22 protein-coding genes are annotated in these 26,403 nt (G+C 70.2%); 13 read left to right on the top strand and 9 right to left on the bottom strand.

The window, feature by feature from the left end; genetic code table 11:
- Positions 1-21: 21 nt before the first annotated feature.
- Entirely contained in the window at positions 22-555 is a 534-nt protein-coding gene (locus tag HEB94_RS22330; protein WP_337917908.1) for a metallopeptidase family protein, read from the bottom strand.
- Positions 556-908: 353 nt separating this feature from the next.
- Between HEB94_RS22330 and HEB94_RS22335 the strand changes: the two genes are divergently transcribed.
- The 5 genes from HEB94_RS22335 (at position 909) to manA (ending at position 5,243) form a co-directional block, all read left to right on the top strand.
- Positions 909-1,262, top strand: coding sequence for a DUF3499 domain-containing protein (locus tag HEB94_RS22335; protein WP_337917910.1), 354 nt, complete (start codon positions 909-911; stop codon positions 1,260-1,262).
- A 71-nt stretch (positions 1,263-1,333) separates the two neighbouring features.
- Positions 1,334-2,698, top strand: a complete 1,365-nt coding sequence (locus tag HEB94_RS22340; protein ID WP_192751700.1) for a phosphomannomutase/phosphoglucomutase — start codon at positions 1,334-1,336, stop codon at positions 2,696-2,698.
- Positions 2,699-2,743: 45 nt separating this feature from the next.
- A complete protein-coding gene (locus HEB94_RS55105) occupies positions 2,744-3,010 on the top strand; it encodes a Trm112 family protein (RefSeq protein ID WP_192751701.1) in 267 nt (88 codons plus the stop codon).
- 5 nt (positions 3,011-3,015) lie between these two features.
- Positions 3,016-4,053, top strand: a complete 1,038-nt coding sequence (locus HEB94_RS22350) for an SIS domain-containing protein (protein WP_192751702.1) — start codon at positions 3,016-3,018, stop codon at positions 4,051-4,053.
- 29 nt (positions 4,054-4,082) lie between these two features.
- Positions 4,083-5,243: a mannose-6-phosphate isomerase, class I gene (gene manA, locus HEB94_RS22355; protein WP_192751703.1), complete on the top strand. Its 1,161-nt coding sequence runs from the start codon at positions 4,083-4,085 to the stop codon at positions 5,241-5,243.
- Between the two features lie 30 nt (positions 5,244-5,273).
- Here manA and HEB94_RS22360 read toward each other — a convergent pair whose 3' ends face one another.
- On the bottom strand, positions 5,274-5,894 hold the full coding sequence (locus HEB94_RS22360; protein ID WP_337917911.1) for a nucleotidyltransferase family protein: 621 nt from the start codon (positions 5,892-5,894) through the stop codon (positions 5,274-5,276).
- 50 nt (positions 5,895-5,944) lie between these two features.
- On the opposite strand from HEB94_RS22360, the gene HEB94_RS22365 reads away from it, so the two are divergent.
- The 4 genes from HEB94_RS22365 (at position 5,945) to yicI (ending at position 12,620) form a co-directional block, all read left to right on the top strand.
- Positions 5,945-6,913: a cation diffusion facilitator family transporter gene (locus HEB94_RS22365; RefSeq protein ID WP_192751704.1), complete on the top strand. Its 969-nt coding sequence runs from the start codon at positions 5,945-5,947 to the stop codon at positions 6,911-6,913.
- Between the two features lie 150 nt (positions 6,914-7,063).
- Positions 7,064-8,197 (top strand): ROK family protein, encoded by a 1,134-nt coding sequence (locus HEB94_RS22370; RefSeq protein ID WP_192751705.1) that lies wholly within the window; start codon positions 7,064-7,066, stop codon positions 8,195-8,197.
- Positions 8,198-8,253: 56 nt separating this feature from the next.
- Positions 8,254-10,281 (top strand): beta-galactosidase, encoded by a 2,028-nt coding sequence (locus tag HEB94_RS22375; protein ID WP_202896483.1) that lies wholly within the window; start codon positions 8,254-8,256, stop codon positions 10,279-10,281.
- The gene (gene yicI / locus HEB94_RS22380; protein WP_192751706.1) at positions 10,278-12,620 is read left to right on the top strand and encodes an alpha-xylosidase; all 2,343 of its coding nucleotides are present in this window, start codon (positions 10,278-10,280) and stop codon (positions 12,618-12,620) included. Before HEB94_RS22375 ends, yicI begins: the two co-directional genes overlap by 4 nt.
- A gap of 213 nt (positions 12,621-12,833) precedes the next feature.
- Here yicI and HEB94_RS22385 read toward each other — a convergent pair whose 3' ends face one another.
- The 3 genes from HEB94_RS22385 to HEB94_RS22395 are packed head-to-tail and all read right to left on the bottom strand — an operon-like array spanning position 12,834 to position 16,027.
- Entirely contained in the window at positions 12,834-13,757 is a 924-nt protein-coding gene (locus HEB94_RS22385) for a carbohydrate ABC transporter permease (RefSeq protein WP_192751707.1), read from the bottom strand.
- Positions 13,747-14,697, bottom strand: coding sequence for a carbohydrate ABC transporter permease (locus HEB94_RS22390; protein WP_192751708.1), 951 nt, complete (start codon positions 14,695-14,697; stop codon positions 13,747-13,749). The genes HEB94_RS22385 and HEB94_RS22390 overlap by 11 nt, the downstream gene beginning before the upstream one ends.
- A 4-nt stretch (positions 14,698-14,701) precedes the next feature.
- Complete coding sequence (locus tag HEB94_RS22395; RefSeq protein WP_192751709.1) at positions 14,702-16,027, bottom strand: ABC transporter substrate-binding protein; 1,326 nt, start codon at positions 16,025-16,027, stop codon at positions 14,702-14,704.
- Positions 16,028-16,140: 113 nt separating this feature from the next.
- Here HEB94_RS22395 and HEB94_RS22400 point away from each other — a divergent pair, with 113 nt between their 5' ends.
- Entirely contained in the window at positions 16,141-18,744 is a 2,604-nt protein-coding gene (locus HEB94_RS22400; RefSeq protein ID WP_192751710.1) for a hypothetical protein, read from the top strand.
- A gap of 8 nt (positions 18,745-18,752) precedes the next feature.
- Here the strand turns inward: HEB94_RS22400 and HEB94_RS22405 are convergent, their stop codons facing one another.
- Entirely contained in the window at positions 18,753-19,163 is a 411-nt protein-coding gene (locus tag HEB94_RS22405; protein WP_192751711.1) for a MerR family transcriptional regulator, read from the bottom strand.
- A 142-nt stretch (positions 19,164-19,305) separates the two neighbouring features.
- Here HEB94_RS22405 and ahcY point away from each other — a divergent pair, with 142 nt between their 5' ends.
- The gene (ahcY, locus tag HEB94_RS22410) at positions 19,306-20,757 is read left to right on the top strand and encodes an adenosylhomocysteinase (protein ID WP_192751712.1); all 1,452 of its coding nucleotides are present in this window, start codon (positions 19,306-19,308) and stop codon (positions 20,755-20,757) included.
- Positions 20,758-20,887: 130 nt separating this feature from the next.
- Here ahcY and HEB94_RS22415 read toward each other — a convergent pair whose 3' ends face one another.
- Positions 20,888-21,790 (bottom strand): RDD family protein, encoded by a 903-nt coding sequence (locus tag HEB94_RS22415; protein WP_202896484.1) that lies wholly within the window; start codon positions 21,788-21,790, stop codon positions 20,888-20,890.
- Between the two features lie 25 nt (positions 21,791-21,815).
- Here HEB94_RS22415 and HEB94_RS22420 point away from each other — a divergent pair, with 25 nt between their 5' ends.
- Positions 21,816-22,817: a stage II sporulation protein M gene (locus HEB94_RS22420; protein ID WP_192751713.1), complete on the top strand. Its 1,002-nt coding sequence runs from the start codon at positions 21,816-21,818 to the stop codon at positions 22,815-22,817.
- 27 nt (positions 22,818-22,844) lie between these two features.
- Here the strand turns inward: HEB94_RS22420 and HEB94_RS22425 are convergent, their stop codons facing one another.
- On the bottom strand, positions 22,845-23,645 hold the full coding sequence (locus HEB94_RS22425; RefSeq protein WP_192751714.1) for an MFS transporter: 801 nt from the start codon (positions 23,643-23,645) through the stop codon (positions 22,845-22,847).
- A 548-nt stretch (positions 23,646-24,193) separates the two neighbouring features.
- On the opposite strand from HEB94_RS22425, the gene HEB94_RS22430 reads away from it, so the two are divergent.
- Positions 24,194-24,988, top strand: a complete 795-nt coding sequence (locus HEB94_RS22430) for an LLM class flavin-dependent oxidoreductase (RefSeq protein WP_192751715.1) — start codon at positions 24,194-24,196, stop codon at positions 24,986-24,988.
- A 60-nt stretch (positions 24,989-25,048) separates the two neighbouring features.
- Here the strand turns inward: HEB94_RS22430 and HEB94_RS22435 are convergent, their stop codons facing one another.
- On the bottom strand, positions 25,049-26,398 hold the full coding sequence (locus tag HEB94_RS22435) for a DUF58 domain-containing protein (RefSeq protein WP_192751716.1): 1,350 nt from the start codon (positions 26,396-26,398) through the stop codon (positions 25,049-25,051).
- Positions 26,399-26,403 lie beyond the last annotated feature (5 nt).

Consider the following 26,403-nt stretch of genomic DNA (forward strand, 5'->3'; position numbering starts at 1 on the left):
CTATTGGCTTCTCCTCCGCGGCTACTCCTCGCCGTAGTCCGGGTCGATCTCGTTCGGGCCGAGCCCGAGGAGTTCGGCGACCTGCTCGACCACGACGTCGTGAACGAGCGCGGACAGTTCGGACGTGCCCACGGCCCGTAGCTCGATGGGCCGGCGGTAGAGCACGATGCGTGCGGGTTCGCCGCGTTCGGCGGTCAGGACGGCCCCCAGGGGTACGTCGTCCAGGCCGTGGTCGCGGCGCGGGTCCGGGACGTCCTCGACCGCGAACTCCACACCGTCGAGTTCCTGGGCGAACCGGCGTTCGAGCTCTTCCACGGCATCCAGGACGAACTCGTCGAACCGCTGCGCCCGGCTCCGTGCCACTGGGACGCCGGCGGGAGCGAGCGGTCCCCGCACGGCGAGCGGCCCACGCATGCCACGGCCGTGCCGGTCCCGGCGGCGGCCGGCCCGGCCGCCGCCCACGCTGACGGCGTGCGGAGGCGGTGCGAGGGGCACGTGCGTGGTGGCGGGAGCGGGACGGCCCTTGTCGGCGTCTGGTGCGTGCGGTGCGCTCACGGTCTGAGCTTATGGGGTGGGAACCCCCGGACCATCGGTCCGAGGCCAGCCGCGCCGACGGCCCCGCGTGGGGACGGGGCGGGAGTCCGGTGTGTCCGGTTCCTCCACCGGCGGCGGCCCGACCGAGCGTCCACCAGGACCGACCTCCGGGCCGAAGCGGGAGGGATCGATCAGGTGATCGTCGATCCCTCGGAGTCCCGGTTCGTCCTGATTCGCACCAGCCTGCGGAGTCTGCCGAGGTGCGGCCGGAACCGGCCCGAGACGTGGGTGGCATGCCCCGTTTCAGAGTCTCTGAGCGATATGGAGCGTGTTAGGTGCGACGTCTGGATCGTGGGGCGGTACGATCCGACCTCGTGGGCTCGCTGCGGAAGTGTTCTCGAACGGCTTGCTCGCGTCCTGCCGTGACCACCCTCACCTACGTCTACGCCGAGTCGACCGCGGTGCTCGGTCCACTGGCTACCTACGCCGAGCCGCATTGCTACGACCTGTGCTCCGAGCACGCTGAGCGCCTCACGGTGCCGCGTGGCTGGGAGGTCATCCGGCTCGCCCCCGACCCGGAGTCGTTGCGGCCCTCGGCTGACGACCTGGAGGCGCTCGCCAACGCCGTGCGCGAGGCAGCGCGGCCCCGCGAAAGCACCCCCGAACCACCCTCCGAGGTGGGTCGACGAGGTCACCTGAGAGTCCTCCGCAACCCCGACGGCGGCTGAGGGCCACCTCGACCCGACACCACCGGCGCGGGTGCGGCCCCTTGGGCCTCTCGCGCCGATAGGGTGGCGTCGTGCCTGATCCGGGAGCGGTCTTCAAGGCCTACGACATCCGGGGCGTCGTGCCCGACCAGCTCGACGCCGATCTCGCCCGCGCGGTGGGCGAGGCTTTCGTGGACGTACTCGACAACCCCGCGGCGGTCGTGGTCGGTCAGGACATGCGAACGGCCTCTCCGGAGTTGGCCCAGGCGTTCGCCGCTGGCGTGACCAGCCGCGGTGCCGACGTGATCGACATCGGCCTCGCCTCCACCGACGGCCTCTACTTCGCCAGCGGGCATCTGGATCTCCCGGGTGCGATGTTCACCGCGAGCCACAACCCTCCGGAGTACGGCGGGATCAAGCTGTGCCGCCCTGGTGCCGCGCCCGTGGGTCAGGAGACCGGGCTCGCGCAGATCCGCGCCCTGATCGAGCAGGGGCCAAGCCATGACACCGTGCTCTCGACCGGCAAGATCGAGCGTCGCGACCTGCTCTCCGCCTACGCCAAGCACCTGCTCGGCCTGGTCGACTTGTCCGGGATCCGGCGCCTCACCGTCGCGGTCGACGCCGGCAACGGCATGGCCGGGCTGACCGTGCCCGAGGTGTTCGCCGACCTGCGGATCGATCTCGTGCCGATGTACTTCGAGCTGGACGGCACCTTCCCGCACCACGAAGCCAACCCGATCGAGCCGGCGAACCTCCTCGACCTGCAGGCCAAGGTCCGTGAGGTCGGAGCCGACATCGGCCTCGCCTTCGACGGCGACGCCGACCGGTGCTGGGTGATCGACGAGAACGCCGAGTCCGTCTCACCGTCGACGATCACGGCGCTGATCGCGGTCCGGGAGCTGGAGCGGGAGCCCGGTGCGACGATCATCCACAACCTGATCACCTCTCGCGCGGTCCCCGAGATCGTCCGGGAGCACGGCGGTACCCCCGTGCGTGACCGGGTAGGCCACTCGTTCATCAAGGCGACCATGGCCCGGACCGGCGCGATCTTCGGCGGCGAACATTCCGCGCACTTCTACTTCCGTGACTTCTGGCGGGCGGATTCGGGCATGCTCGCGGCTCTCCACACGCTCGCGGCACTCGGTGGACAGAGCAGGCCGCTGTCGGAGCTGCTCAAGGCGTACCAGCGCTATCCCGCCTCCGGGGAGATCAACAGCCACGTCGACGACCAGGCTGGCACACTGGCGCGGGTGAAGGACGCCTACGCCGGAGGGGTGGGCGTGACCGTCGACGAGTTGGACGGGCTTACGGTGGAGCACACCGACTGGTGGTTCAACCTGCGTCCCTCCAACACCGAGCCGGTGCTCCGACTCAACGCGGAGGCGGTTGACCGGACGACGATGGAAGGCCTGCGTGACGAGGTCCTCGGCCTGGTCCGAGGCACCGTGAACGCCTGAGGTAACACCTGACGTGACGACGCTCGGCACCCGAAGGGATCAGCGGTGAACCTCAACCCTCAGCTCCTCGAGATCCTGGCCTGCCCGGCCTGCAAGTCGCCGCTCGAGGTGGACGACGAAGCGTCGGAGCTGGTCTGCACCAACACCGAATGTGGCCTCGCCTACTCCGTGCGAGACGACATCCCCGTGCTCCTGGTCGACGAGGCCCGCAAACCGGCCGGCGCCGAGGGGCCCGCCGACGAGGCGACCCGCTCCGCCACCGCCGCGTCCGGCGAGCGGATGGGCAACTCCGAGCCATCCAGCGACGCCTGACCGCCGTGAGCAGCGAACCGTTCGACGACGCGCTCCTCGACGACGAGGAGGCGCTCGCACACGCCGATCCGGCCCTCCGTGGGCTCGCCGAGGCCGGAGCCCGGGTACGCCGCGAGGCGGAGGCCGCCAAGGGCGTCGAACAGGGACTCGTCGGACACGGCCGCCCCCGAGCTGTCGTCGCGGTCGGTGCGGACGCCCGGCTGCTCCGCGCCGTACTCGAGCCGTGGTGCCCCGTTCCGTTCGTCGCCTGGCCCGGGCCCGGGTTGCCCGGCTGGGTCGGCGCACTCGACCTGGTGGTGGTGCTCGCGCCCACCGGTGGTGACGCGGAGACGGCGTCCGCGGTCCACGACGCCGTACGCCGCGGCACCACGGTCTTCCTGGCCTGTCCGGGTGAGTCGCCGCTGGCCGAGGCAGGGCAGGGCCGCGACACGACCCTGGTCCCGGCCCAGACCGGTGACCCGCTCGCTCTCGCCGTGGTCGTCCTCCAACTCCTGCATGTCGTCGAACTCGGCCCGGAGGTGTCGGCCGAGTCGGTCGCGATGGCGCTGGACGACGTCGCCTCGCGCTGCTCGCCGTACGCGGATCTCGCGGCCAACCCGGCCAAGGACCTCGCCCTGGTGCTCGCCGAAGCGTTGCCGCTCATCTGGGGCGGTTCCGTGCTCGCGGCGCGAGCGGGGCGCCGCGTCGTCGAGACCCTTCGCGGGGCCTCCAACCGGCCGGCGCTCGCGGCCGACGCCGACCATCTGATGCCGGTCCTCGAGGGGGCCGCGCCACGTGACGTCTTCGCGGACCCCTTCGCCGACAGCGAGGCCCCCACCCTTCGGCCGGCGCTGTTCATCCTCGACGATGGTGCCCAGCAGCCCACGATCCGCGAGGCTCGTGGCCGACTGCTCGCCGCCGCCGAGTCGAGAGGGCTCCATGTCCGCACGCTGACCTGGAACGAAGGGCCTGAGGTGGCGAGATATGCGGCGTTGCAGTCGCTCGGCACCTACGCCGCCATCTACCTCGCGGTCGGACTCGGCCGCTACTTCCCGCCCACCTGACCGGGCCGCCTCACTCTCTGAAGGACGTTATGCAGCTGCTGGACAATCCGATCCGCCCGTACGCCTGGGGTTCTCCGACCGCCATTCCCCGCCTGCTCGGCGTTCCGCCGACCGGGGAGCCGCAGGCCGAGCTGTGGATGGGAGCGCATCCTGGTTCGCCGTCCCTGATCCTCGGCCGGGAGCACTCGCTCCTCGACCTGATCAGCGCGGACCCGGAAGGCGAACTCGGACCGGAGAGCCTGCAGGAGTTCGGGCCCCGGCTGCCCTTCCTGCTCAAGCTGCTGGCGGCGCAGGATCCGCTGTCGCTGCAGGCGCATCCCGACCCCGACCAGGCCCGCGAAGGGTTCGACCGGGAGAACGCCGAGGGCGTGCCGCTCGACGCGCCGCACCGCAACTACAAGGACGCCGACGCCAAGCCGGAGCTGATCTGCGCGCTCACACCGTTCGAGGCGCTGGTCGGGTTCCGTCCGCCGGAGCAGACCCTGGAGGCGGTGAGCGGGTTCGGCGTCGAAGAGCTCGAGCCGCTGCTGGCCCAGCTGCGCGAGGAGCCGAACGACCAGGGCCTGCGGGCTGCGTTCACCATGCTCATGACCGCGCCGGCCGAGCGCCAGCAGGCGGTGGTCGACGCCGTACTCGCGGCGTGCGAGCGCAACGACCATCCCGACGCCGACCTGGCCCGGCGGCTGGGGCAGAAGTACCCGGGCGACCCGGGTGTGGTGGCGGCGCTCCTGCTCAACCACGTCCAGCTCTCGCCCGGCGAGGCGCTCTACCTCCCGGCCGGCAACCTGCACGCCTACGTCCAGGGGGTCGGCGTGGAGATCCTCGCCAACTCCGACAACGTGCTCCGTGGCGGCCTCACCGCCAAGCACATCGACCTGCCCGAACTCCTCCGCATCCTCGACTTCACGCCCCGGGCCACCGAGGTCCTGCTCGCCGACGAGGACGGCGTCTACGACACTCCGGCCAAGGAGTTCCGGCTGTCCCGGTTCGAGGTCACCGGCGGGAGCGAGGTCACGATCGAGCCGGACGGTCCGCAGATCCTGCTCTGTGTCGAAGGACATGTGGCGGCGCGGAGCGAGCTCGGCAAGGTCGACCTGACCCCGGGTCGCTCGGCGTGGGCGGGTGCGACGGAGGGCCAGGTGACGCTGGCCGGCGAGGGCACCGTCTTCCGGGCCGGCTCGGGGCTGTGACCTGCTCGCGGCCGCGTAGCTCCCGGGCGCTCAGGTCCAGGGGAGGATCGTGAGCTCTGGCCACTCCTGCTTCCACCGGACACACTTCGCCTCGTAGACCTCCCGCGGCGCCCGCCCCGGATTCGGGCGTACGACGAGGCCGAACAGGTCCGACAGCCCCCGCGGCGCGTAGATCCGCCAACGGTCCGGTTCGGGGCCGAGGCGGACGCCGACGCAGCACGTGCCGGCGGGGAAGGAGTCGATCGCGTCCTCGGTGCTGGTGTAGGCCGGGTAGGAGACCCCGAAGCGGTCGGCGTACCACAGGTGCACCCGCGCCTCGTTGCGAATCTCCACCTGCGCCGAGGATCCGGTGCCGAACACCTCGGCTCCCCGGCGGATCACCACGTCCTCGGCCTCCCAGGACAGGTCGCTGTCGTCGAAGTAGAAGACGTCGTAGTCCTTGATGCCGGCGGTCGGCTCGCGTCCGGTCAGGGAGTTCCACACGGTCTGGACGACGCAACCCGCCGTGAGGTACCAGTTCGGCAGGTCGAGGGTCGCGGAGCGCTGGAGGACGTCGAGCAGGACGTCGTTGTGGGTGAGGAGCTCGCGAAGGGCGCCGAGCTGTTCGTCGAGGGGAAGTCGGGCCAGGTGCATGGAAGAGTTGTCTAGCACGGCAGGATGGAGCCCCCGTCCGAGAGTCACTCCCGCTGACAGGAAGATCAATGAGCGCAGAAGGCGGCACGAAGGCTGTGGTCGCGGCCCTGCTGGCCAACACCGGCATCGCCGTGACGAAGTTCCTCGCGTTCTTGTTGACGGCCTCGTCGTCGATGCTGGCCGAGTCGATCCACTCGGTGGCCGACGCGGGCAACCAGGTCCTGCTGCTGGTCGGTAAGAAGCGGTCCCAGCGCGCGGCCTCCGAGCTACACCCCTTCGGGTACGGCCGCGAACGCTACATCTACGGCTTCATCGTCTCGATCGTGCTGTTCAGCGTGGGCGGACTCTTCGCGCTCTACGAGGGCTGGCACAAGATCCAGGACCCGCACGGCATCGACAGCTGGCGCTGGGTGCCGGTCGTGGTGCTCGTGGTCGCCCTGGTGCTCGAGAGCTTCTCGTTCCGGACCGCCATCCATGAGGCCAACCACGTCCGCGGCGGGGCGAGCTGGACGTCGTTCATCCGGCGGGCCCGCAGCCCGGAACTCCCGGTCATCCTGCTGGAGGACCTGGCCGCGCTGGTCGGTCTCGCGCTCGCGTTGGTCGGGGTGAGCCTCACCCTCGCGACCGGCAACGGCATCTGGGACGGTGTCGGCTCGATCGCGATCGGCGTCCTGCTCGTGTGTGTGGCGATCGTCCTCGCCGTGGAGATGAAGAGCCTGCTCATCGGTGAGTCCGCGACCAGTGAGAACGTCGAGCGGATCCACCGCGCGATCGCGGCCGAGCCACGCGTCGACCGGATCATCCACATGAAGACGCTGCACATCGGCCCCGAGGAGCTCCTCGTGGCGGCGAAGATCGCGGTCACCGGCTCCGACTCCGCGGCCGACGTCGCCACGGCGATCAACGCCGCCGAGGCCAGGATCCGGGAGGCCGTGCCGATCGCCCGCGCGATCTATCTCGAACCCGACCTCGACCGGGCCCGACCGGGCGGCGCGCGGGAGAGCCAGGCCGGGGCGAGGCCCGCGGAGAATTCCTGACATCCACATCCACGTCCACGTTCCGTTCGTTCGTCCGGCGGACGCGCTCTGTCCGCCTGCGGACAGAGCGGGCGTCACCCCCGTGCTGCACGCTGGTAGGCCACCGTCGCCACCGAAGTGAGGCGTTAGTCTCGTCCCGTGATGTCTGCGGTGGCGGTACCGCGTGTCTGGCCGCGGTTGCACGACGCCCAGCGTCGGGTTCTGTTCGAGGTGCTCGTCCACGGCTCACAGTCGCGGGTCGCCCTCGCCCGTCGTCTAGGTCTGTCGCGCACGAGCCTCACCCGGCTGGCCCGCGAGCTCGTCGACCTGGGCTTGGTGGAGGAGGGCGACGTCTATGTCAGCAAGTCGCGCGGTCGGCCACCCGAGATGCTCCACGTCCGCCCACACGCCGCGCACCTGCTGGGCGTCAAGCTGACCGGCAACGCGCTCTACGCCGTCGTGTCCGATCTGACCGGACGGGTCGAGGAGCAACGCCAGCTCCCCCTGCGCTCCCGTGACGTCGCCGACGTCGTGTCCTTGATCGGCCAGGTCGCGGCCGAACTCTTCGCCGGACGCGAGGTCCCTGCCGCGGTCGGGGTCTGCCTGGCCGGCGACGTACGCGAGGAGGACGGCCGGGAGTTCGTCGATCGGTCGATCTTCCTTGGCTGGGACGCCGTTCCGCTCGCCGAGCTGGTGTCCGAGGCGACCGGGCTGCCCGCTGTGACCAGCAACGACGTGCAAGCGCTCACCGCCGGCCATCAGTGGTTCGGCGCGGGGGTGAAGGTGCGTTCGATGGTCGTGTTCGGTCTGGGGGCGGGCATCGGTTCTGGTCTGGTCGCGGCTGACGGACTCATGACCGGCGCCCACGGCCGGCCGGGCAAGATCGGCCACGCACACGTCGGCGGAGTCGGGGCGCCGTGCCAGCGCGGCCACCACGACTGCGTCCACAGCTTCCTCACCATGCCGGCGATCGAGGTGAACGCTGGCGTCCAGCCCGGCGACTATCCCCTGGTCGTCGAGCGGGCGCGCGCGGGGGAGGTCCGGGCGCTGCGGGCCTTCCGGCACTCGGCGTACGCGCTCGGGGTGGTGGTGGCCCAGTTCGTCAACGTCCTCGACCCCGAGAAGGTCGTGATCACGGGCGAGGGCACCGACATGCTCGACTTCGCCCGCGAGGAGTTCGACCGTGCCCTGGACGACCGGCTCGAGGACACCTCGTCCGAGTCGGTCGTGATCGACCGGCAGCCCTTCGAGTTCAGTCACTACGCTCGCGGCGCCGCCGTCGGCGCGCTCCGCAGCCTGTTCTAGGACTTGCTTCGCCGCCACCAGCGATTTTGTTCCGCCGTGTGACTAATATGGTCGACGTGCGTGCCACGTCGATAACAGGGAAAACAGGACACCCAGCCTGGCCGACCAGTGGCCTGAGCTTCGGCGGTGACTACAACCCCGAGCAATGGTCTGAGCAGACCTGGGCCGAGGACGTCGAACTCATGCGTGAGGCCGGCGTCTCCCTCGTCACGCTCGGCGTCTTCTCCTGGGGGAGCCTCGAGCCGCGGGAGGGCGAGTTCGACTTCGGCTGGATGGATCGGGTCCTCGACCTGCTCCACGGGGCTGACATCGGGGTCGACCTGGCCACGCCGACGGCCTCGCCGCCGATCTGGCTGCACCAGAAGTACCCGGACATCCTTCCGGTGACGCGGACGGGTGAACGGTACTCACAGGGTGGCCGTCTGGGCTGGTGCGCCAGCCATCCGATCTGGCGTGAGCAGGCGCTGCGCGTCGTCCGTGCCGTGGCCGAGCGCTACGGTGCGCATCCGGCCCTGCGCCTGTGGCATGTCGGCAACGAGTTCGGCGGCGGTAACCGGCTGTGCTACTGCGACCACTCCGCCGCGCACTTCCGGCGTTGGCTGCGGGCGAGGTACGACGCGATCGAGGCTGTCAACGAGGCCTGGGGTACCGCCTTCTGGGGGCACCGCTACGCCGACTTCGACCAGATCCTTCCGCCCCGCGACAGCGAGACCGTGGGCAACCCCGGTCTCGTCCTCGACTTCAACCGCTTCGCCTCCGACGCGTTGCTCGAGCACTACCGGGCCGAGCGTGCGCTGTTGGGCGAGATCTCGCCCGGTGTTCCCGCGACCACGAACTTCATGGTCGGCCGAGGCCCACACGTCGTGGACTACGCACGGTGGGCGCCCGAGATGGACCTGCTCGCGAACGACCACTACACCTACGGCAACGACGACGCGAGAGCACAGGATCTCGCCTTCAGCGCCGATCGGATGCGCGGCCTCGATCGTGGCGCGCCGTGGCTGCTCATGGAGCACTCGGCGAGCGCCGTCAGCTGGCAGCCGCGGAACCTCGCGAAGGAGCCGGGCGAGCTGGCCCGCAACTCACTCGCACACGTCGCCCGCGGCTCCGACGGCGCGATGTTCTTCCAGTGGCGGCAGTCGGTCGCCGGCGCCGAGCAGTTCCACTCCGCCATGGTTCCGCACACGGGAACCCGCTCGCGGGTGTGGCGCGAGGTCGTCGACCTGGGTGAGACCCTTCGGTCCATAGCGGAGGTGCGGGGCTCGCTGGTCGAGCCGGCGCGGGTCGCCCTCCTGGTCGACGACGAGGCGGGCTGGGCGTGGCGAGCCGGACCCAAGCCCCACCAGAGCCTCGACCTGGCCGGGGTCGCCCGGGCCTACCATCGCGCGCTCTGGGACCGGAACGTCCTGGTCGACGTCGTCGCGCCGTGGACCTCGCTCGACGGGTACACGCTGGTGCTCGTCCCTGCCCTGTTCCTGGTGAACGACGAGCTCGCGGGACGGCTGGAGACGTTCGCGCGAGGCGGCGGGCAGGTCGTGGTCAGCTACCTCTCCGGCATCGTCGACGAGTCCAACCGCGTGCGCGCCGGTGGCTATCCCGGCGCGTTCCGGGACCTGCTCGGCGTGTTCGTCGAGGAGTTCCGCGTGTTGCTCGAAGGGCAGGTCGAGACGCTCGACAACGGCTGGGGCGTCAGCGACTGGACCGAGTGTCTGCACGCCGACGACGCGGCCGTGGTCGCCTCCTACACCTCAGGCGCGCTCACCGGACTGCCCGCGGTCACGCGGCGCGAGCTGGGCGCCGGCGCCGCGTGGTACGTGTCGGCGAACCTCGACGCGGCGGCTCTGCGGGACCTGCTCGGAGGAGTCGTCGACGACGCGGGGATCACCGGGCCGATCCAGGCACCGGTCGGCGTCGAGGCTGTTCGCCGGCGGGGCGAGGCGGCAGACTACCTCTTCCTGATCAACCACACGGACGCCGAAGCGCGACTGCGCGTCTCCGGCGTCGAACTCATCACGCAGGCGCGAGTCGCCGGCGACCTCACCCTCCCGGCGGGAGCGGTCGCGATCATCCGGGAGGGACGATGAAGTTCACGGACGGGTTCTGGCAGCTCCGGCCTGGGGCGCGGGTGTCCTACGCCGCCGAGGCGTACGACATCTGGGCCGATCCGGCCGGCGGCTCGCTGGCCGCCTACGCGCCCGCCCAGCGCATCACCAGGCGCGGCGACACGCTCAACCGCCCACTGCTCACGGTGACGCTCAGCGCCCCGATGCCCGGTGTGATCGGCGTCCGCATCGAGCACTTCGCCGGAGGCGACGCGCCGAAGGGATTCGACCTCGCGCGTGACGGCGGTGAGCAGGCCGTTGTCACGGTCACCGACGAGGGCGGGACGCTGACCTCGGGCGAGCTCTCGGCGACGATCGCCAAGGGCGCGCCGTGGAGCCTGCGCTTCGAGGCCGGCGGCCGCACGCTGACCTCCAGCGGGGCGAAGTCGACCGGCTACGTCGAACTCGCCGGTGACGCCCAGGTCGAGCGGGGGTACGTCGACAACGCCCGGAGCCACGCGGTGTCGGCGCGGCCCGCGACCTACGTCCACGAGCAGCTCGCGCTCGGGGTCGGCGAACTCGTCTACGGGCTGGGTGAGCGGTTCGGGCCCCTGGTGAAGAACGGCCAGAGCGTCGAGATCTGGAACGCCGACGGCGGAACGTCGAGCGAGCAGGCCTACAAGAACGTGCCGTTCTACCTGACGAACCGCGGCTACGGCGTTCTCGTCAACCACAGCGGCCACGTGTCCTACGAGATCGGCTCGGAGTCGGTCGAACGGGTCCAGTTCAGCGTGCCGGGGGAGTCCCTGGAGTACTTCGTGATCCACGGGCCGGACCCGAAGCGGATCCTGGAGCGGTACACCGCGCTGACCGGCCGGCCCGCCCCGGTCCCCGCGTGGTCCTACGGCCTGTGGCTGTCGACGTCGTTCACGACGGACTACGACGAGGAGACGGTCACCCGGTTCATCGACGGGATGGCCACTCGCGACCTCCCCCTCAGCGTCTTCCACTTCGACTGCTTCTGGATGCGCGAGTTCAACTGGTGCGACTTCGAGTGGGACCCGCGTACCTTCCCCGACCCGAAGGGGATGCTGGCCCGGCTGCACGACAAGGACCTGCGCGTCTGCGTCTGGATCAACCCCTACATCGGTCAGCGGTCGGCGCTGTTCGCCGAGGCGAAGGAGGCGGGCTTCCTCGTCCGCCGGCCCGACGGCAGCGTGTGGCAGTGGGACCTGTGGCAGGCCGGGATGGCGCTGGTCGACTTCACCAACCCCGCGGCCGCGGCGTGGTACCAGGACAAGCTTCGCGTCCTGCTCGACCAGGGCGTGGACTGTTTCAAGACCGACTTCGGTGAGCGGATCCCGCTCGAGGTCTGCTATGCCGACGGCTCGGATCCCGCGGACATGCACAACTACTACACCCACCTGTACAACACCGCCGTCTTCGAGGTTCTGGAGGAGCATCGCGGGCACGGCGAGGCGGTCGTGTTCGCCCGCTCGGCGACGGCGGGCGGGCAGCGGCTGCCGGTGCACTGGGGCGGCGACTCGACCTCCAGCTACGAGTCGATGGCCGAGACGCTGCGCGGCGGTCTGTCGTTGTCGATGAGCGGTTTCGGTTTCTGGAGCCATGACATCGGCGGCTTCGAGGGGACACCGGACGCCGGTGTGTTCAAGCGCTGGGTCGCGTTCGGCCTGCTCTCCAGCCACAGCCGCCTGCACGGCAGCAGTTCGTACCGCGTGCCATGGGTCTTCGACCAGGACGAGGACGACCCGCAGAGCGCGGTGAGCGTGACCCGGCTGTTCACCAAGCTCAAGCTGCGCCTCATGCCCTACCTCCTCGCCGCGGGGCACGAGGCCCACGAGCGCGGGGTTCCCGTCATGCGGCCGATGCAGTTGGAGTTCCCCGACGATCCGGCGGTCGCCTACCTCGACCGGCAGTACATGCTCGGACCCGACCTGCTGGTCGCGCCGGTCATGTCGGCGGACGGGAGGGTGGACCTCTACCTGCCCGAGGGGACGTGGACGAACTACCTGACGGGGGAGACGGTCACCGGCGGTAGGTGGCGGAGCGAGGTCCACGGCTTCGACAGCCTGCCGCTCTACGTCCGCGACGGTGCGGCGTTGCCCGTCGGTGCTCGCGACGACCGTCCGGACTACGACTACCTCGACGGGCTCACGCTCGTGAGCTACCCGTCGTCGCGACCCAGCGGCGAGCGTGTCGTCACCGTGGTCACACCGGACGGCCGCCCGGCGGAGTTCACGGTCGAACGGGACACCGAGGTGGTGACGGCGACGTCAACGGGGGCTGGCGAGTGGGGCCTTTCCACACCGGGCTGCGAACGGGTCACCGCTGTCGACGGACGGGCGGAACTGCGCGCCTGATCCACCCGTTTCGAGGCGTCCGCGCGAGGAAGGGAGCCGGCCGATCACCTGATCGGCCGGCTCCTTCGTCTGCGCTGCCGGGCCCGGGGCAGCGGACAAGCCACGCAGGCAGAAAAACTCCCGCCCCGGTGTGCGTGGCACCGGGGCGGGAGGAAACGGGGGAAGGCGTCCAGGTCTGCCCGCCTCGGCGTGCGACGCCGAGGCGGGACGTCACTACCGCAGGCTGCCGGCGGTGAGGCCGGAACGCCAGAACCGCTGCAGCGACACGAAGACGATCGCGATCGGTATCACCGAGATCAGGGATCCGATGATGGTGAGGACCTGCAGCCCCGGAATCGAGATGGCGGACTGGTTCCAGCCCGTCAGGCCGACCGTGAGCGGCATGAGGTGCTGGTCGGTCAGCACGAGCAGCGGCAGCAGGTAGCTGTTCCAGCTGCTGAGGAAGGCGAACAACAACACGGTGACCAGGCCGGTGCCCATGAGCCGCACGCCGATGCTCGCGAAGATCCGGAACTCTCCGGCACCGTCGAGGCGTGCCGCCTCGATCAGTTCGATCGGGACGGACTGCTGCGCGTAGATGTAGCAGAGCAGGACGCCGAAGGAGTAGACGAGCGCCGGCAGCAACAACCCCGCGTAGCTGTTGTTGAGCCCCATCTGGACCAGCAGGACGTACGTCGGCTGCGCGATGACGGTGCCGGGAACCAGCATGCTCGCCAGAACCGCCGCCAGGAGCACCCGGCGACCCCGGAACCGGTACACGGCGATCGCGTATCCCGTGATCGCGCAGACGGCCGTGGTGAGTGCCGAGCCGAAGACGGAGTAGATGATCGAGTTGAGCGACCAACGCCAGAAGATGCCGTGGTCGTAGGTGCTCAGGTTGACGATGTTGTCCCACAGGTGGAACCCGGCGAAGGCGAACCCCGAGGTGGAGAACAGATCCCCGGCCGACTTCGTCGAGGCGATGACGAGCCAGAGCACGGGCACGAGGAAGTAGATGCTGGCCAACACGACCGCGATCGTGCAGACCACCATCCAGCCCCGGCTGATCCGTTCGCCGTTGCGGGCGCTGGACCGGCCCGGGCCGCGGGACGGGCGGGTGCCGGCGGATGCGCTGGGGCGCGCGAGGTCAGTTGCCATCGGTTACCCCGTTCCGCCGACGCGTGATGCGCAGCACGATGACCGAGAGCACGAGCGTGACGAGTCCGAGCAGGACGGCCATCGCGGAGCCGAGGTGGGGATTGCGGTCGAGCGTCGTCGCCGCGTAGACCGCCATGTTCGGGGTGTAGTCGCTCGAGATCGTGGACGTGATGGACTTGAGCACCTGCGGCTCGTTGAACAGCTGCAGCGTCCCGATGATGGAGGACAGCGTGGTCAGCAGGACCGCGGGAGCGATCATCGGCAACTTGATACCGAGGGCGATCCGAACCTCGCCGGCGCCGTCGATGCGCGCCGCCTCGTAGATCTCCCGCGGTACGCCCTGGAGCGCGGCGAACAGGATGATCATGTTGATCCCGACCGTCGACCAGGTGGCGACGTTGGCGATCGACCACAACACGCTGCCGGGCGCGAGGAAGTTGGCGTGGATGCCGATCTTCGCCAGGCCCTGCACCACCGGGCTCACCGAGGGCTGGTACAGGAAGCCCCACAGCAGCGCGGCGATCACGCCGGGCACGGCGTAGGGCAGGAACACCGCGAACTGGAAGAAGCGGGTGCCCCGCACCAGTCCGGTGTCGAACAGCAGCGCCAGCGCGGCCGCGATGACCATCATCACCGGGATCTGGACCAGGCCGTAGAGCAGCACCCGGCCGAAGCCCACCACGAAGTCGTGGTCGCGCAGTGCCCGCAGGTAGTTGTCGAAGCCGGCGAAGATCGTCTCGACGCCTCCGAAGCCGAGGCCGGAGGCCTTCTGCGCGAGGAGGCTGTTACCGATCGCGACGCCGATCGGCGCGATCAGGAAGAGGATGAACAGCACCACGAAGGGTGCGACGAAGACGTACGGCACCCAGGGCCTCCCGGAGGCGTGGAAACGCCTCCGGGACGCCCTGGGAACGGTGTCCTTGTTGACGAGCGTGGACATCGAACTACTTCGCCACACTCAGTCCACGCGACTCGAGGTCGGCAACCGTGACCTGCTGGGCCTTGTCGAGCGCCTGCGAGTAGGTCTGCTTGCCGGCCACGACCTTGGAGAACTCATCGGCGACCGCCTGCAGGGCGGTGCTGAAGTTCGGGCCCGGCGCCCAGGTGTCGGGTTCGTTCTTGACGCCCTCGGCGAAGACCTTGTTGATCACCTGGTTCTGGAAGAACGGCTGCACGGAGTAGAGGGTGTCGGAGGCGAGCCCGTTGTTCGTCGACGGGAACAGTCCGCCGTCCTTGATGAGCGGGGCCTGCGTCTCGTCCGAACCGTTCAGCCAGCTGATGAACCGGGCGGCGGTCTTCGGGTCCTTCGCGTCCTTGAGCACGACGACGATCGAGCCGCCGGTGTCGCCGGCGGCAGGCTTGCCGTCCGCGCTCGGCATCGGGGCGACCTTCCACTTGCCCTTGGTGGCGCTCGCGTTCTCAGCCAGGAGGGTGGGGAACCACGCGGCCTCGGTGATCGTCGCGACCTTGCCCGAGTTGACGTCGGCCCAGTACTCCGGCGTCCACATCGGCTTGGTGGAGATCAGGTCCTCGTCCAGCAGCGTCTGCCACCGGTTGGCGACGGCCTTGCTCTCCTTGCCGTTGACCGCGACGGTCCAGGAGTCGCCCTTGGTGCCGTACAGCGAGGCGCCCGCCTGGTGGACCTCGATCTGCCACTGTGCCGCCTCGGTGGGCGAGAGGTTGGCGATCTTCACGTTCGGGGCGGCCTTGTGGAGGGCCCGAGCCGCGGCGAGGTACTCGTTCCAGGTCTTGGGAACGGCGATGTCGTACTTCTCGAAGATGTCCGTCCGGTACATCATCGCGGCCGGACCGACGCCCTGCGGGAGGCCGTAGACCTTGCCTCCGACGGTGACCGCCTTCCACGAGCTGGCGGTGTAGTTGTCCTTGTCACCGCTGACGAACTCGGTGAGGTCCTGCACGCGGCCGTTGATGACGTAGTCGGTGAGGACGTCGGAGCTGAGCTGCACGATGTCCGGACCGGAGCCGGCGTCCACCGCCGCCTCGACCTTCTGGCCGTCGTCGCCGGTCATGCGGTGGAAGCGGACCTTGACGTCGGGATTCTGCTTGTTCCAGGTGGCGACCAGATCTTCCATGCCTGGGACCCAGCCCCAGTAGTCCAGCGTGGTCGCAGACGCGCTGGTGGTGTTCGAATCGGTGTTCCCATCCGTGGAGCACGCGGCGAGCGCCGCTGCCGCGACAGCGCCGACGAGGACGGCCGCGCCGATCCTCGTGACACGACGCCGGGCCTGCTCCAGCATCCTTGCTGACATCGAGTGTCCTTCCAGGGCGGCACTGCAGGCGGCAATTTTGTGCCGAGGGGAAACAAAATGTCAAGATGGTTTCCGACAGTGCACGGTTCTGTTACTCCGAAGGAGACACCGCGATGCCGTATCCGCTGACCCTGCAGCCCCACCGGGAGAGTGCCGCGGTTTCGTCACCACCCGCGGAGTGGGCCGGGGCGACCCTTTCCGGTTGGCTCGCCACCGCTGAGCCCGGCGCGGGCGTGACTGCGGGAACGCTCACCGTCCTCGGCCTGGACTCACCGGGTGCAGCAGACCTGTGGCGGACGGCCACCGACACGGCCCCGGACGCCGCGGAGTCCTTCGTCGTGACGAGAGACCCGGAAGACCGGGACGGCCTCGTCCTGATCGGCAGCGACGGCAACGGTGTCGCGTACGGGCTGCTCGAGATCCTCGACCAGCTCCAGTGCACCGGCTCGGTCCAGATCGCGGAGCTCCCGCTGGTCGCCTCGCCGTCCAACCGCGTCCGGGGCATCTTCCGCTCCTACGTCAGCAAGGTCGAGGACGCCGGCTGGTACCTCGACCGCGGCTTCTGGGACTCCTACCTGACCGAACTCGCGAGCCACCGCTTCAACCGGCTCCAGCTGGCGTTCGGCATCGGCGTCGAGTACGGCCACGACCCGGGCGTGACCGAGAACTACCTGCTCTTCTCCTACCCGTTCCTCGTCGACCTGCCGGAGTTCCCGGTGCGGGTGGTGGACCTGCCCGCGGCCGAACGTCAGGCCAACCTTGACGCGCTGCGCTACGCGAGCTCGGAGGCGGCACGACGCGGCATCGAGTTCTTCGTCGGCTTCTGGACCAACGGCGTCGAACTCGACGACGGCATCGAGGGGGAGTGCCAGGTCGAGGGCATCACCCCCGAGAACCACGCCGCCTACTCCGCCGCCGCGATCCGGACCATCCTCGAGGAGTGCCCCGGTATCAGCGGCGTCACCCTGCGCGTGCACTACGAGAGCGGGATCCCCGAACCCGCCGAGGAGTTCTGGCGGACGGTGTTCGAGGGCATCGGTTCCGTGGGGCGCCGCGTCTCCGTCGACCTGCACTCCAAGGGTCTGCACGCCGGGACGATCGCCGCGGCCCGCGAGGCCGGGCTCGAGGTGCTCGTGACCGCGAAGTTCCTTGCCGAGCACCTGAGCCTGCCGTACCACCAGACCGCCATCAGGGCGAGCGAGATGCCGATCGAGAACGTGGACGCCAACTATGCCGGGATCACCCAGGGCGCCCGGCGGTTCACGCGGTACGGCTACGGCGACTACCTCCGGCGGGAGCGTGACTATCGGGTCGTCTACCGTCACTGGCCGGGCACGCAGCGGCTGCTGCTGTGGGGCGACCCGGAGTTCGCCGCCGGCTACGGACGGATCGCGTCGTTCGGGGGCGCCGAGGGTGCGGAGTTCTTCGAGCCCCTGTCGTACAAGGGCCGCAAGGGCTCTGGAAGCGCCGAGGGCCGGCAGGTCTACCGGGATCCCCACCTCGCCGAGGGCGGGGAGGAGTGGCGTAAGTACCGGTACCACTACCGGCTGCTCGGCCGCCTGCTCTACGACCCCGAGGCGGACTCCGGTCAGTGGCGCCGGCTCCTGGACGCCGAGTTCGGTCCGGCCGCGCGGGACGCCGAACGGTCGCTGGCCCTCGCGAGCCGGATCCTTCCGCTCGTGACCCTCGCCCACGGGGTCTCGGCCGCGAACAGCGTCTACTGGCCGGAGATGTACGAGAACCTCGGCATCGCGAACGGCGGATCCCCGAACGAGTACTACGTGAGCGACTCCAAGCCGCCGCACACCTTCGGGTCGGCGGCCTCGCTGGACCCCGAGGTGTTCACGACCATCCGGGAGTTCGTCGACCAGCTTCTGAAGGGGGAGGCCGATGGGCGGGTGACGACGTTCGACGTCGCGCGGCGCCTCGACGCCCTCGCCGAGGCGGCACAGGCACATCTGGACGCGTTCGCGGCCGCGTCCGGGGAGGCCCCCACGCCCGCCGTGAGCCGGTGGATCGTCGACGTGCGGGCACAGGTCGGACTGGGCCGGTTCTTCGCCGACAAGCTGCGGACGGGCGTCGGGTACGAGCTCTTCGAGCGCACCGGGAGTGCCGACTACCTGCGGTACGCGGTCGACCGCTACAACGCGGCGGCGGAGCACTGGCGTGAGGTCGTCGAGGCCACCTCGGGCTACAAGACCGACCTCGCCTTCGGCAAGGCCTCACACCTGCGTGGTCACTGGGCCGACCGGCAGGAGTCGCTCGACCGCGACGTCCATGACCTCCGGGCCGAACTCGAGCGTGCGTCCGAGGGCGCCGCGAGCACGCTGGACCTCGCCGCGCTCGAGTCCGACGCGGGGGAGCCCGCGCCCGCGTTCGCGCACGAGCCGGTGACGACGTTCCGGCCCGGCGAGGAGGTCACCCTCACCCTCGTTCCAGCCGCGGCCACGGGAGTCGGCGCCGGGGCGGAGCCGGGCCTGGAGGTGGTCGTGCGGTACCGGCACGCGAACCAGGGCGAGAACTACCGGGAGGCGACCGCGACGAGAACCGATGCCGGCTGGGTCGCGACCATCCCCGCCGAGTACACCGACTCGCCCTTCGACCTGCTCTACTTCTTCCGGATCAGCGCCGAGAGCGGGGCGGCCTGGCACTTCCCGGGACTCGCGGAGTCGCTCGCGAACCCGCCGTACTTCGTCGTCCGCGCGGTCACTCGGTAGCCCGTCCCTCACGTCCCGGACTGCCGGCGGCGCGGTGGCGGAGGCAGGACGCCGCTGCGGCCGAGCCAGCGGAGCGCGCGTTCCTTGTCGATCTCGCTGGCCCGCGCCGCCGGTGACGGGAGCCGGCCAAGGCGTTCGCCGAGGTCCCGGACCGCGGCGCCGACCGCCGGCTCCGCGAAGGCGCGCAGGGCGAAGGCGAGCGCGACGGGGCTCACGTCGTACCGCTCCTCGAGTTCCGTGGCGAACGCGATCGTCGCGACGTCGTCCTCGGAGTACCGCCGGTGACCGGACGGATCCTCGACGAGGCGCCCGGACCAGCGCGACGTCGTGCGCCCGCGCGGGACCAGGCCCAGTCGCTCCCGATATCGCAGCATTCGTGCCGACATGCCAAGAACTCGGGCCGCTTCCGTGATCCGCATGAAAGTAATTCTGACATTCTTTTGTCAAGAAACCGCGTCCTGCCTGACGGCGCGGAGGGAGCGGCCCTAGGGTCTGTCGTGCGGATCGGGTCCCGAGACGGATCGAACCGACATCCATCCGACACGGAGGTGTGACAAGCCCATGACGTTCGACTTCAGGGTCAAGGACCTGGGGCTGGCTGAGTTCGGCCGAAAAGAGATCAACCTCGCAGAGCACGAGATGCCCGGCCTGATGGCGCTGCGGGAGGAGTTCGGTCCCTCCCAGCCGCTTGCCGGCGCCAAGATCATGGGCTCCCTGCACATGACGGTCCAGACCGCGGTCCTCATCGAGACCCTCGTCGCCCTCGGCGCGCAGGTGCGCTGGGTCAGCTGCAACATCTTCTCCACACAGGACCACGCGGCCGCCGCCGTCGTCGTCGGGCCCACCGGCACCGTCGATGATCCTCAGGGTGCCCCGGTGTTCGCCTGGAAGGGCGAGACGCTGGAGGAGTACTGGTGGTGCACGGAGCAGGCGCTGACCTGGCCCGCCGGTCCCGACGGTGAGCCGGCCGGGCCCAACATGATCCTGGACGACGGCGGTGACGCCACCCTGCTCGTCCACAAGGGCGCGGAGTACGAGACCAACGGCGCGGTGCCGGACCCCTCGACGGCCGACACCGAGGAGTTCGCGATCGTCCTCCAGTTGCTCCAGGACTCATTCGGGACCGACCCGAAGAAGTGGTCCGCCATTGCCTCCCGCATCAAGGGCGTGAGCGAGGAGACCACGACGGGCGTGCACCGGCTGTACGAGATGCACCGCAACGGCACGCTCCGGTTCCCGGCGATCAACGTCAACGACTCGGTCACCAAGTCGAAGTTCGACAATAAGTACGGCATCCGGCACTCGCTGGTGGACGGCATCAACCGTGGCACCGACGTCCTGATCGGCGGCAAGGTCGCGGTCGTGGCGGGCTACGGCGACGTCGGCAAGGGCGCGGCCGAGTCCCTGCGTGGTCAGGGCGCGCGGGTCATCGTCACCGAGATCGACCCCATCTGCGCGCTCCAGGCGGCGATGGACGGCTACCAGGTGACGACGTTGGACGACATCGTGGAGACCGCCGACATCTTCATCACCACCACCGGCAACTTCCACATCATCACCGCCGATCACATGAGCCGGATGAAGCACCAGGCGATCGTCGGCAACATCGGCCACTTCGACAACGAGATCGACATGGCCGGCCTCGCGAAGGTGCCGGGGATCGAGAAGATCGAGGTCAAGCCGCAGGTCCACGAGTGGCGCTTCCCCGACGGTCACACGATCATCGTGCTGTCCGAGGGCCGGCTGCTGAACCTCGGCAACGCGACCGGGCACCCGAGCTTCGTGATGTCCAACAGCTTCACCAACCAGGTGATCGCCCAGATCGAGCTGTTCACCAAGACCGACCAGTACCCCGTCGGCGTCTACGTCCTGCCCAAGCACCTGGACGAGAAGGTCGCCCGCCTGCACCTCGAGGCGCTCGGTGTGAAGCTCACCGAGCTCACCAAGGAGCAGGCCGCCTACATCGGTGTCGACGTGGCGGGGCCCTACAAGCCCGACCACTACCGCTACTGAGCACTTCCCGGCGGCACCGCTGTGACAGGCGCCGGTCCTGACGCGGCACCGCCGCTGACCACGAGCGCCGCGACGGGCGGTCTCCATCCGGAGGCCGCCCGTCGTCGTGTCTGCCGCCCTTGGTCCTGTCCTAGGCGGGCGGGGCGAACCCACCGGATCCGGTTCCGGTGGGCTGGCTCGGATCGGTTGGCCCGGACGTGGGTCTGGATGGAGCTCCGGACGTGGGTCCGGACGTAGGTCCGGACGAGGGCCCGACACGGTCGAGGTCGCGCCGACGGCGTTCGGCGAGGACGGCGGTGAGGTAGGCCCACGCCGGGACGCCGGCCGGCGGCGGGGGCGCGACGAACCTCGCGACGGAGGTCGCCAGCTGGTCACCGAGTACGTCGCGCGCCCGTGGATCGAGCTCGTGGTAGCGCGCGAGGTAGGACCGGACGGACAGGGCGAGCTGGTCCGGCAGGGTCGACAGCTCGATCCGGGCCGCCCAGGACGCGAGCTCCGGCGGCATCTGCGGAAGCGCCGCCTGCGCCTTCGGGGCGCGTTCCCGGAGGACGACGGTGCCGGCCAGCATGTCGCCCACCCGCTTCCCCTTCGGCGAGAGCATCGCGGTGATGAAGCCGACGCAGCCGGAGGTGACGAAGAAGTCGACGAACATGCCGCACATCGCGCGTACGAAGGCCTGCCGGAACCGCACCGGGCCACCGTCGTCGCGGACCACCCGCAGGCCGAGCGCGTACTTCCCGACGCTCTTGCCGCGGGTGAGCGTCTCGATCGTCGTGGTGTAGCCGACGAACGTCAGCGCCAGGCAGGCGATGACGAGACCCGAGATCAGCGACTCGCTGGCGTCGTCGCCGGTGATGAGCGCGACAGGAATCATCAGCAGGCCGAAGATCGCGAGGTCGACCAGCGCGTCGATACCGAAGGCGAGGGCACGAGTCGCCGGGCGGGCGAGGCGGAGTTCGAGGACCACGGCCTCGCCGGTGACCAGTTCACTCACCTGGATGTCCTCCTGGCCGTCGGTGTGCCGGCGCGTCACCACCGTGCTCCATTAGTGTGCCAGCGTGGATCTGGACGCGTACGCCGCCGCGCACCAGGCGGAGTGGGACCGGCTCGAAGTCCTGGTGGGTCGCCGCGGCCGGCTCGGCGGCGCGGAGGCCGACGAGCTCGTCACGCTCTACCAGCGGGTCGCCACACACCTGTCGGTCGTCCGCTCCACCGCTCCGGACGCGGTCCTCGTGGGTCGGCTGTCCACGCTGGTCGCTCGCGCCCGCAGCGCGGTCACCGGCGCGCACACCCCGGCCTGGCGCGACGTGACGCGGTTCTTCACGGTGTCCTTCCCCGCCGCCCTGTACCGCTGCGCGCCCTGGTGGCTCACCACCGCGGTGGTCTTCTTCGCCGTGTGCTGGGGAATCGGTTGGTGGGTGGCCACCCATCCGGAGGTCCAGGCCGCGCTCGTCCCGCCGGCGGCTGTGCAACAACTCGTCGACCACGACTTCGCCGACTACTACAGCTCCGCGCCCGCGGCGGAGTTCGCGTTCGGCGTCTGGACAAACAACGCCTGGATCGCGGCCGGCAGCCTCGCCCTCGGTGTCTTCCTCGGCGCTCCGGTCCTCTACGTCCTGTTCCAGAACGCCGCCAACGTCGGGTTGACGGGCGGGCTGATGGTGGCCAACGACCGCGCGGACGTGTTCTTCGGCCTGATCATGCCGCACGGCCTGTTGGAGATCACCGCGGTGCTCGTCGCAGGGGGAGCGGGCCTCCGGCTCGGCTGGACCGTGGTCAGCCCTGGACCCCGTACCCGCCTCCGCGCCCTCGCGGAGACAGGTCGGGAGACGGTCGGAATGGCGCTCGGTCTCGCCGTGGTGCTGCTGGTCTCCGGGGTCATCGAGGCGTTCGTGACGCCCTCCGGGCTGCCCACCTGGTCCCGGATCGGGATCGGTGTGCTGGCCGAGGTCGCGTTCCTGAGTTACGCGCTGCTGCTCGGAGGCCGGATGGCCCGGGCGGGCGAGACCGGCGACATGGCCCTGGAGGACCGCGGCGACCTGGTGCCGACGTCGGCCTGACCGACGCCGGCACCTGCCGACGGCTCCTCAGGCGGCCGGTGTGGACCGCACGGATCGGGCGCTGAACGCGATCACGAGAGCGAGCAGCGGAAGCACGCCCAGTGCCAGTGGCAGCGACGTCGTGTGGGCGAGCGTCCCCACCAAGGGCGGTCCGAGCAGGAAGCCCGTCCAGCCGGCGGTGGCCACCGCAGCGATCGAGTGACCGGCGTGGCTGCCCGACCGTGCCGCGGCCGTGCTGAAGCACACCGGCACGGTGCACGAGAGACCGACCCCGTAGACCGCGAATCCCAGCAGCGCGGCGACCGGACTGTTCAGCAGCAGGGCCACCGCGAGGGCGACCCCACCGACGGCGGTGAGTACCCCGACCACCCGACCGCCGCCGTACTTCGCGACCCACCGATCGCCCATCGACCGGCCGAGGAGCATTGCCAGCGCGAACGTGGCGTACCCGAGGCCGGCGATCTCGGCCGGCGTCCCCAGGTCGTCCCGGAAGTAGAGCGCCGCCCAGTCGGCCGCCGCTCCCTCACACAGGAGTACGGCGAACATGATGCCCGCGAGCAGCAGCAGCCAACGGTTGCCCCAGGGCAGCACGATGCGGTGGTCTCCCGCGGCCTCTTCGCCGCGCAGAAGCGGACGGGCGAGGAACGGCGCGGAGACGATGACGAGTGCTCCGAGCAGAGCGAGCTGCGTCGCGAGCCCGATCCCGAGGCCGACGCAGAGGGAGCCGACCCCGGTCCCGACGAACGCGCCCAGGCTCCAGAAGGCGTGGAAGCTGGACATGATCGGCCGACCGTACGCCGCCTCGACCGTCACTGCCTGCGCGTTCATCGCGACGTCCAGCGAACCCTGGAAGGCGCCGAGCGCGAGCAGGGCGAGGAAGAGCGAGCGCGGAGTGAGCGAGTCCGAGCAGGGGGGCGACCAGGCCGTACCCGACCAACACCACGAGCGTCGCCCGGCGGCTGCCCAGGCGGGCGATGAGCGTGCCGACGGCGAGCATCGCGAGGACGGAACCGATGGGAGCGCCCAGCAGGGCGAGGCCGAGGGTGCCCTCGTTGAGGCCGATGCGGTCCTTCACCAGCGGGATGTGGGGTGTCCAGGAGCCGAGGACCGCCGCGTGCAGGACGAACACGGCCGACGTCGAACGTCGGGCGAGAGCCGGGACGAAGTGCCGAAGCCGCGATTCGGCTCGGGCTGGACAAACTGGTCATGCGCCACATGTGATCATGGCCGCTGACCGCCACGACGTTGATCACTTATCGAACGGATGAACACATCGGGGTCTCTTGGGAACATGGCAGAACCGACGTCTCGGCCGCGACGATCGTGGCCGCGACCAGGTTGTCGGGCCCGTCGGTGAGACCTGGTAGACATCCAGCATGCGCTTTGGTCTGAGCATCCCCAACGCCGGTGACCCGGCCGAACTCGTCGATCTCGCGGTGACCGCCGAGCAGGCTGGGTGGGACGGCTTCTTCCTGTGGGACCACGTCCAGCTGGACTCCAAGACCCGCCCGCCGATGCAGGATCCCTGGGTGCTGCTCGGCGCCATGGCGGTCCGGACCAGCACGATGCTGCTCGGCACCATGGTCACCCCGGTGCCGCGCCGCCGGCCCTGGAAGCTGGCCCGCGAGATCAACACCCTCGACCACCTGAGCGGTGGCCGGGTCGTCGTGGGCGTCGGTCTCGGCGTCCCTGCCGAGGACGAGTACGCCGCGTTCGGGGAGCCCGCGCAGGGCCGCACCCACGCGGCGATCCTCGACGAGGCGATGCCGGTGCTCGACGGCTTCCTGCGCGGCGACCGGGTCGACCACGACGGCGAGCACTTCCACGTTCACGCTCACCTCAACCCCGGGGCACTGCAGCGCCCTCGGCCGCCGATCTGGGTCGCGGCGATGCTTCCGCGCAAGCGAGGTGTGGCGCGGGCCAGCCGGTGGGACGGCATCTTCGCGCTCCACGCCGACACCGGCCCGCTCACCGCCCCGATGGTGGCCGACCTGGTGGCGGAGATGAAGCCGCGCGAGGGCTACGACATCGTGACGATGCTCGGTTCCGGCAACCGGGTCGATGAGTTGGCCGACGCCGGTGCCACCTGGGTTCTCGACGGTCCGTCCGGCCCGCACGAGTCCTTCGCCGAGGTGCGCCGCACGGTCGAGGCCGGTCCGCCGACGACCTGATCGAGCGGCAGCCGGCTCAGGTCGGCAGGCTCAGAGTCGGCAGGCTCAGAGTCGGCAGGCTCAGAGTCGGCCGGCCTTCTTCAACGCCAGATAGGTGTCCGCCAGAGCCGGAGCGATCCGGTCCGGCGGTTCGTCGACCACCGTGACGCCGAGCCGTTCGAGCAACACCGTGACGTGGCGGCGCTCCACCCGCGCCTGCTCGGCCGCGGCGGCGGCATAGACCGCCGCCGCGTCACCACGGCCACGGGCGAGTGCCTCGACTGCGGGATCGGCGACCGCGGCGACGCAGACCTCGTGCTTTCGTACGAGTGGGGCCAGCACCGGCAGCAGGCCCTCTTCGATCACCGCGGCGTCCAGTCCGGTGAGGAGGACGACCAGCGACCGCTGGCTGGCGCGCGCGGCGATCGCGCTCACCAGGCCGCGGTGGTCGGCCTCGACGAGTTCGCTGCCGAGCGGAGCCATCGCGGCGGTGAAGCGGGGCAGGACGTCGTGCGGTGCGGCCCGGCGTACGTCCGCCCGCACCCGCCGGTCAAAGGCCATCAGGTCCACCCGGTCGCCCGCGCGGGTCGCGAGGGCGGCGAGCAACAACGCGGCGTCCATGGAGTGGTCCAGACGCGGTGCGTCGCCGACCCGGCCGGCAGACGTCCGCCCGGTGTCGAGGACGACGAGCACGTGCCGGTCGCGTTCGGGTCGCCACGTCCTGACGACGACGGCGCCCCGGCGGGCGGTGGCGCGCCAGTCGACCGAGCGCACGTCGTCGCCCACGACGTAGTCGCGCAGCGAGTCGAACTCCGTACCCTGCCCGCGCACCAGCACACTCGCCCGGCCGTCCAGTTCCCGCAGCCGGGCCAGCCGGGAGGGCAGATGCTTGCGGCTGTCGAACGGCGGCAGCGCCCGTACGGTCCAGGGGACCTCGTGGGAGCCCTGCCGCCCAGCCAACCCCATCGGGCCGAGTGAACGGACCGTCACCCGGTGCGCCTGCCGGTCGCCCCGCCGGGTCGGGCGCAGCACGGTGGTGATCCGGCGGCGTTCCCCGCCCGGAAGCTCGAGCGGATGGCGTTCGGTCACCGCCCCTGCCGACGGCGGCCAGGCGTCGCGCAGCAGCCCCCGAACGGCTCGCCGTCCCGGGTTGGTGACCAGCAGTCGCACCTCGACCGCCTCGCCCAACCGGACGCTGGTCGTCGCGGAGGTCGCACCGGAGCTGCCGGCGTAGGCTCCCGTCCCGCCCGGGCCCCCGGTCTTCCGGACGAACCGCAGCGGGCGGACCGGGCCCGCCAGCCACACGTCCACCAGGGCGAACAGCACCACGCCCGAGGTCACGAGCAGGATGCCGGCGCGGGAGGGTACGACGAAGGCCACGACGACGACGCCCGCGAGCGCGAGCATGGCGCTGCGGAAGGTGAGCGTCACGACGG

Source organism: Actinopolymorpha pittospori (assembly GCF_014873875.1).
In the GTDB taxonomy this organism is placed as follows: Bacteria; Actinomycetota; Actinomycetes; order Propionibacteriales; family Actinopolymorphaceae; genus Actinopolymorpha; species Actinopolymorpha pittospori.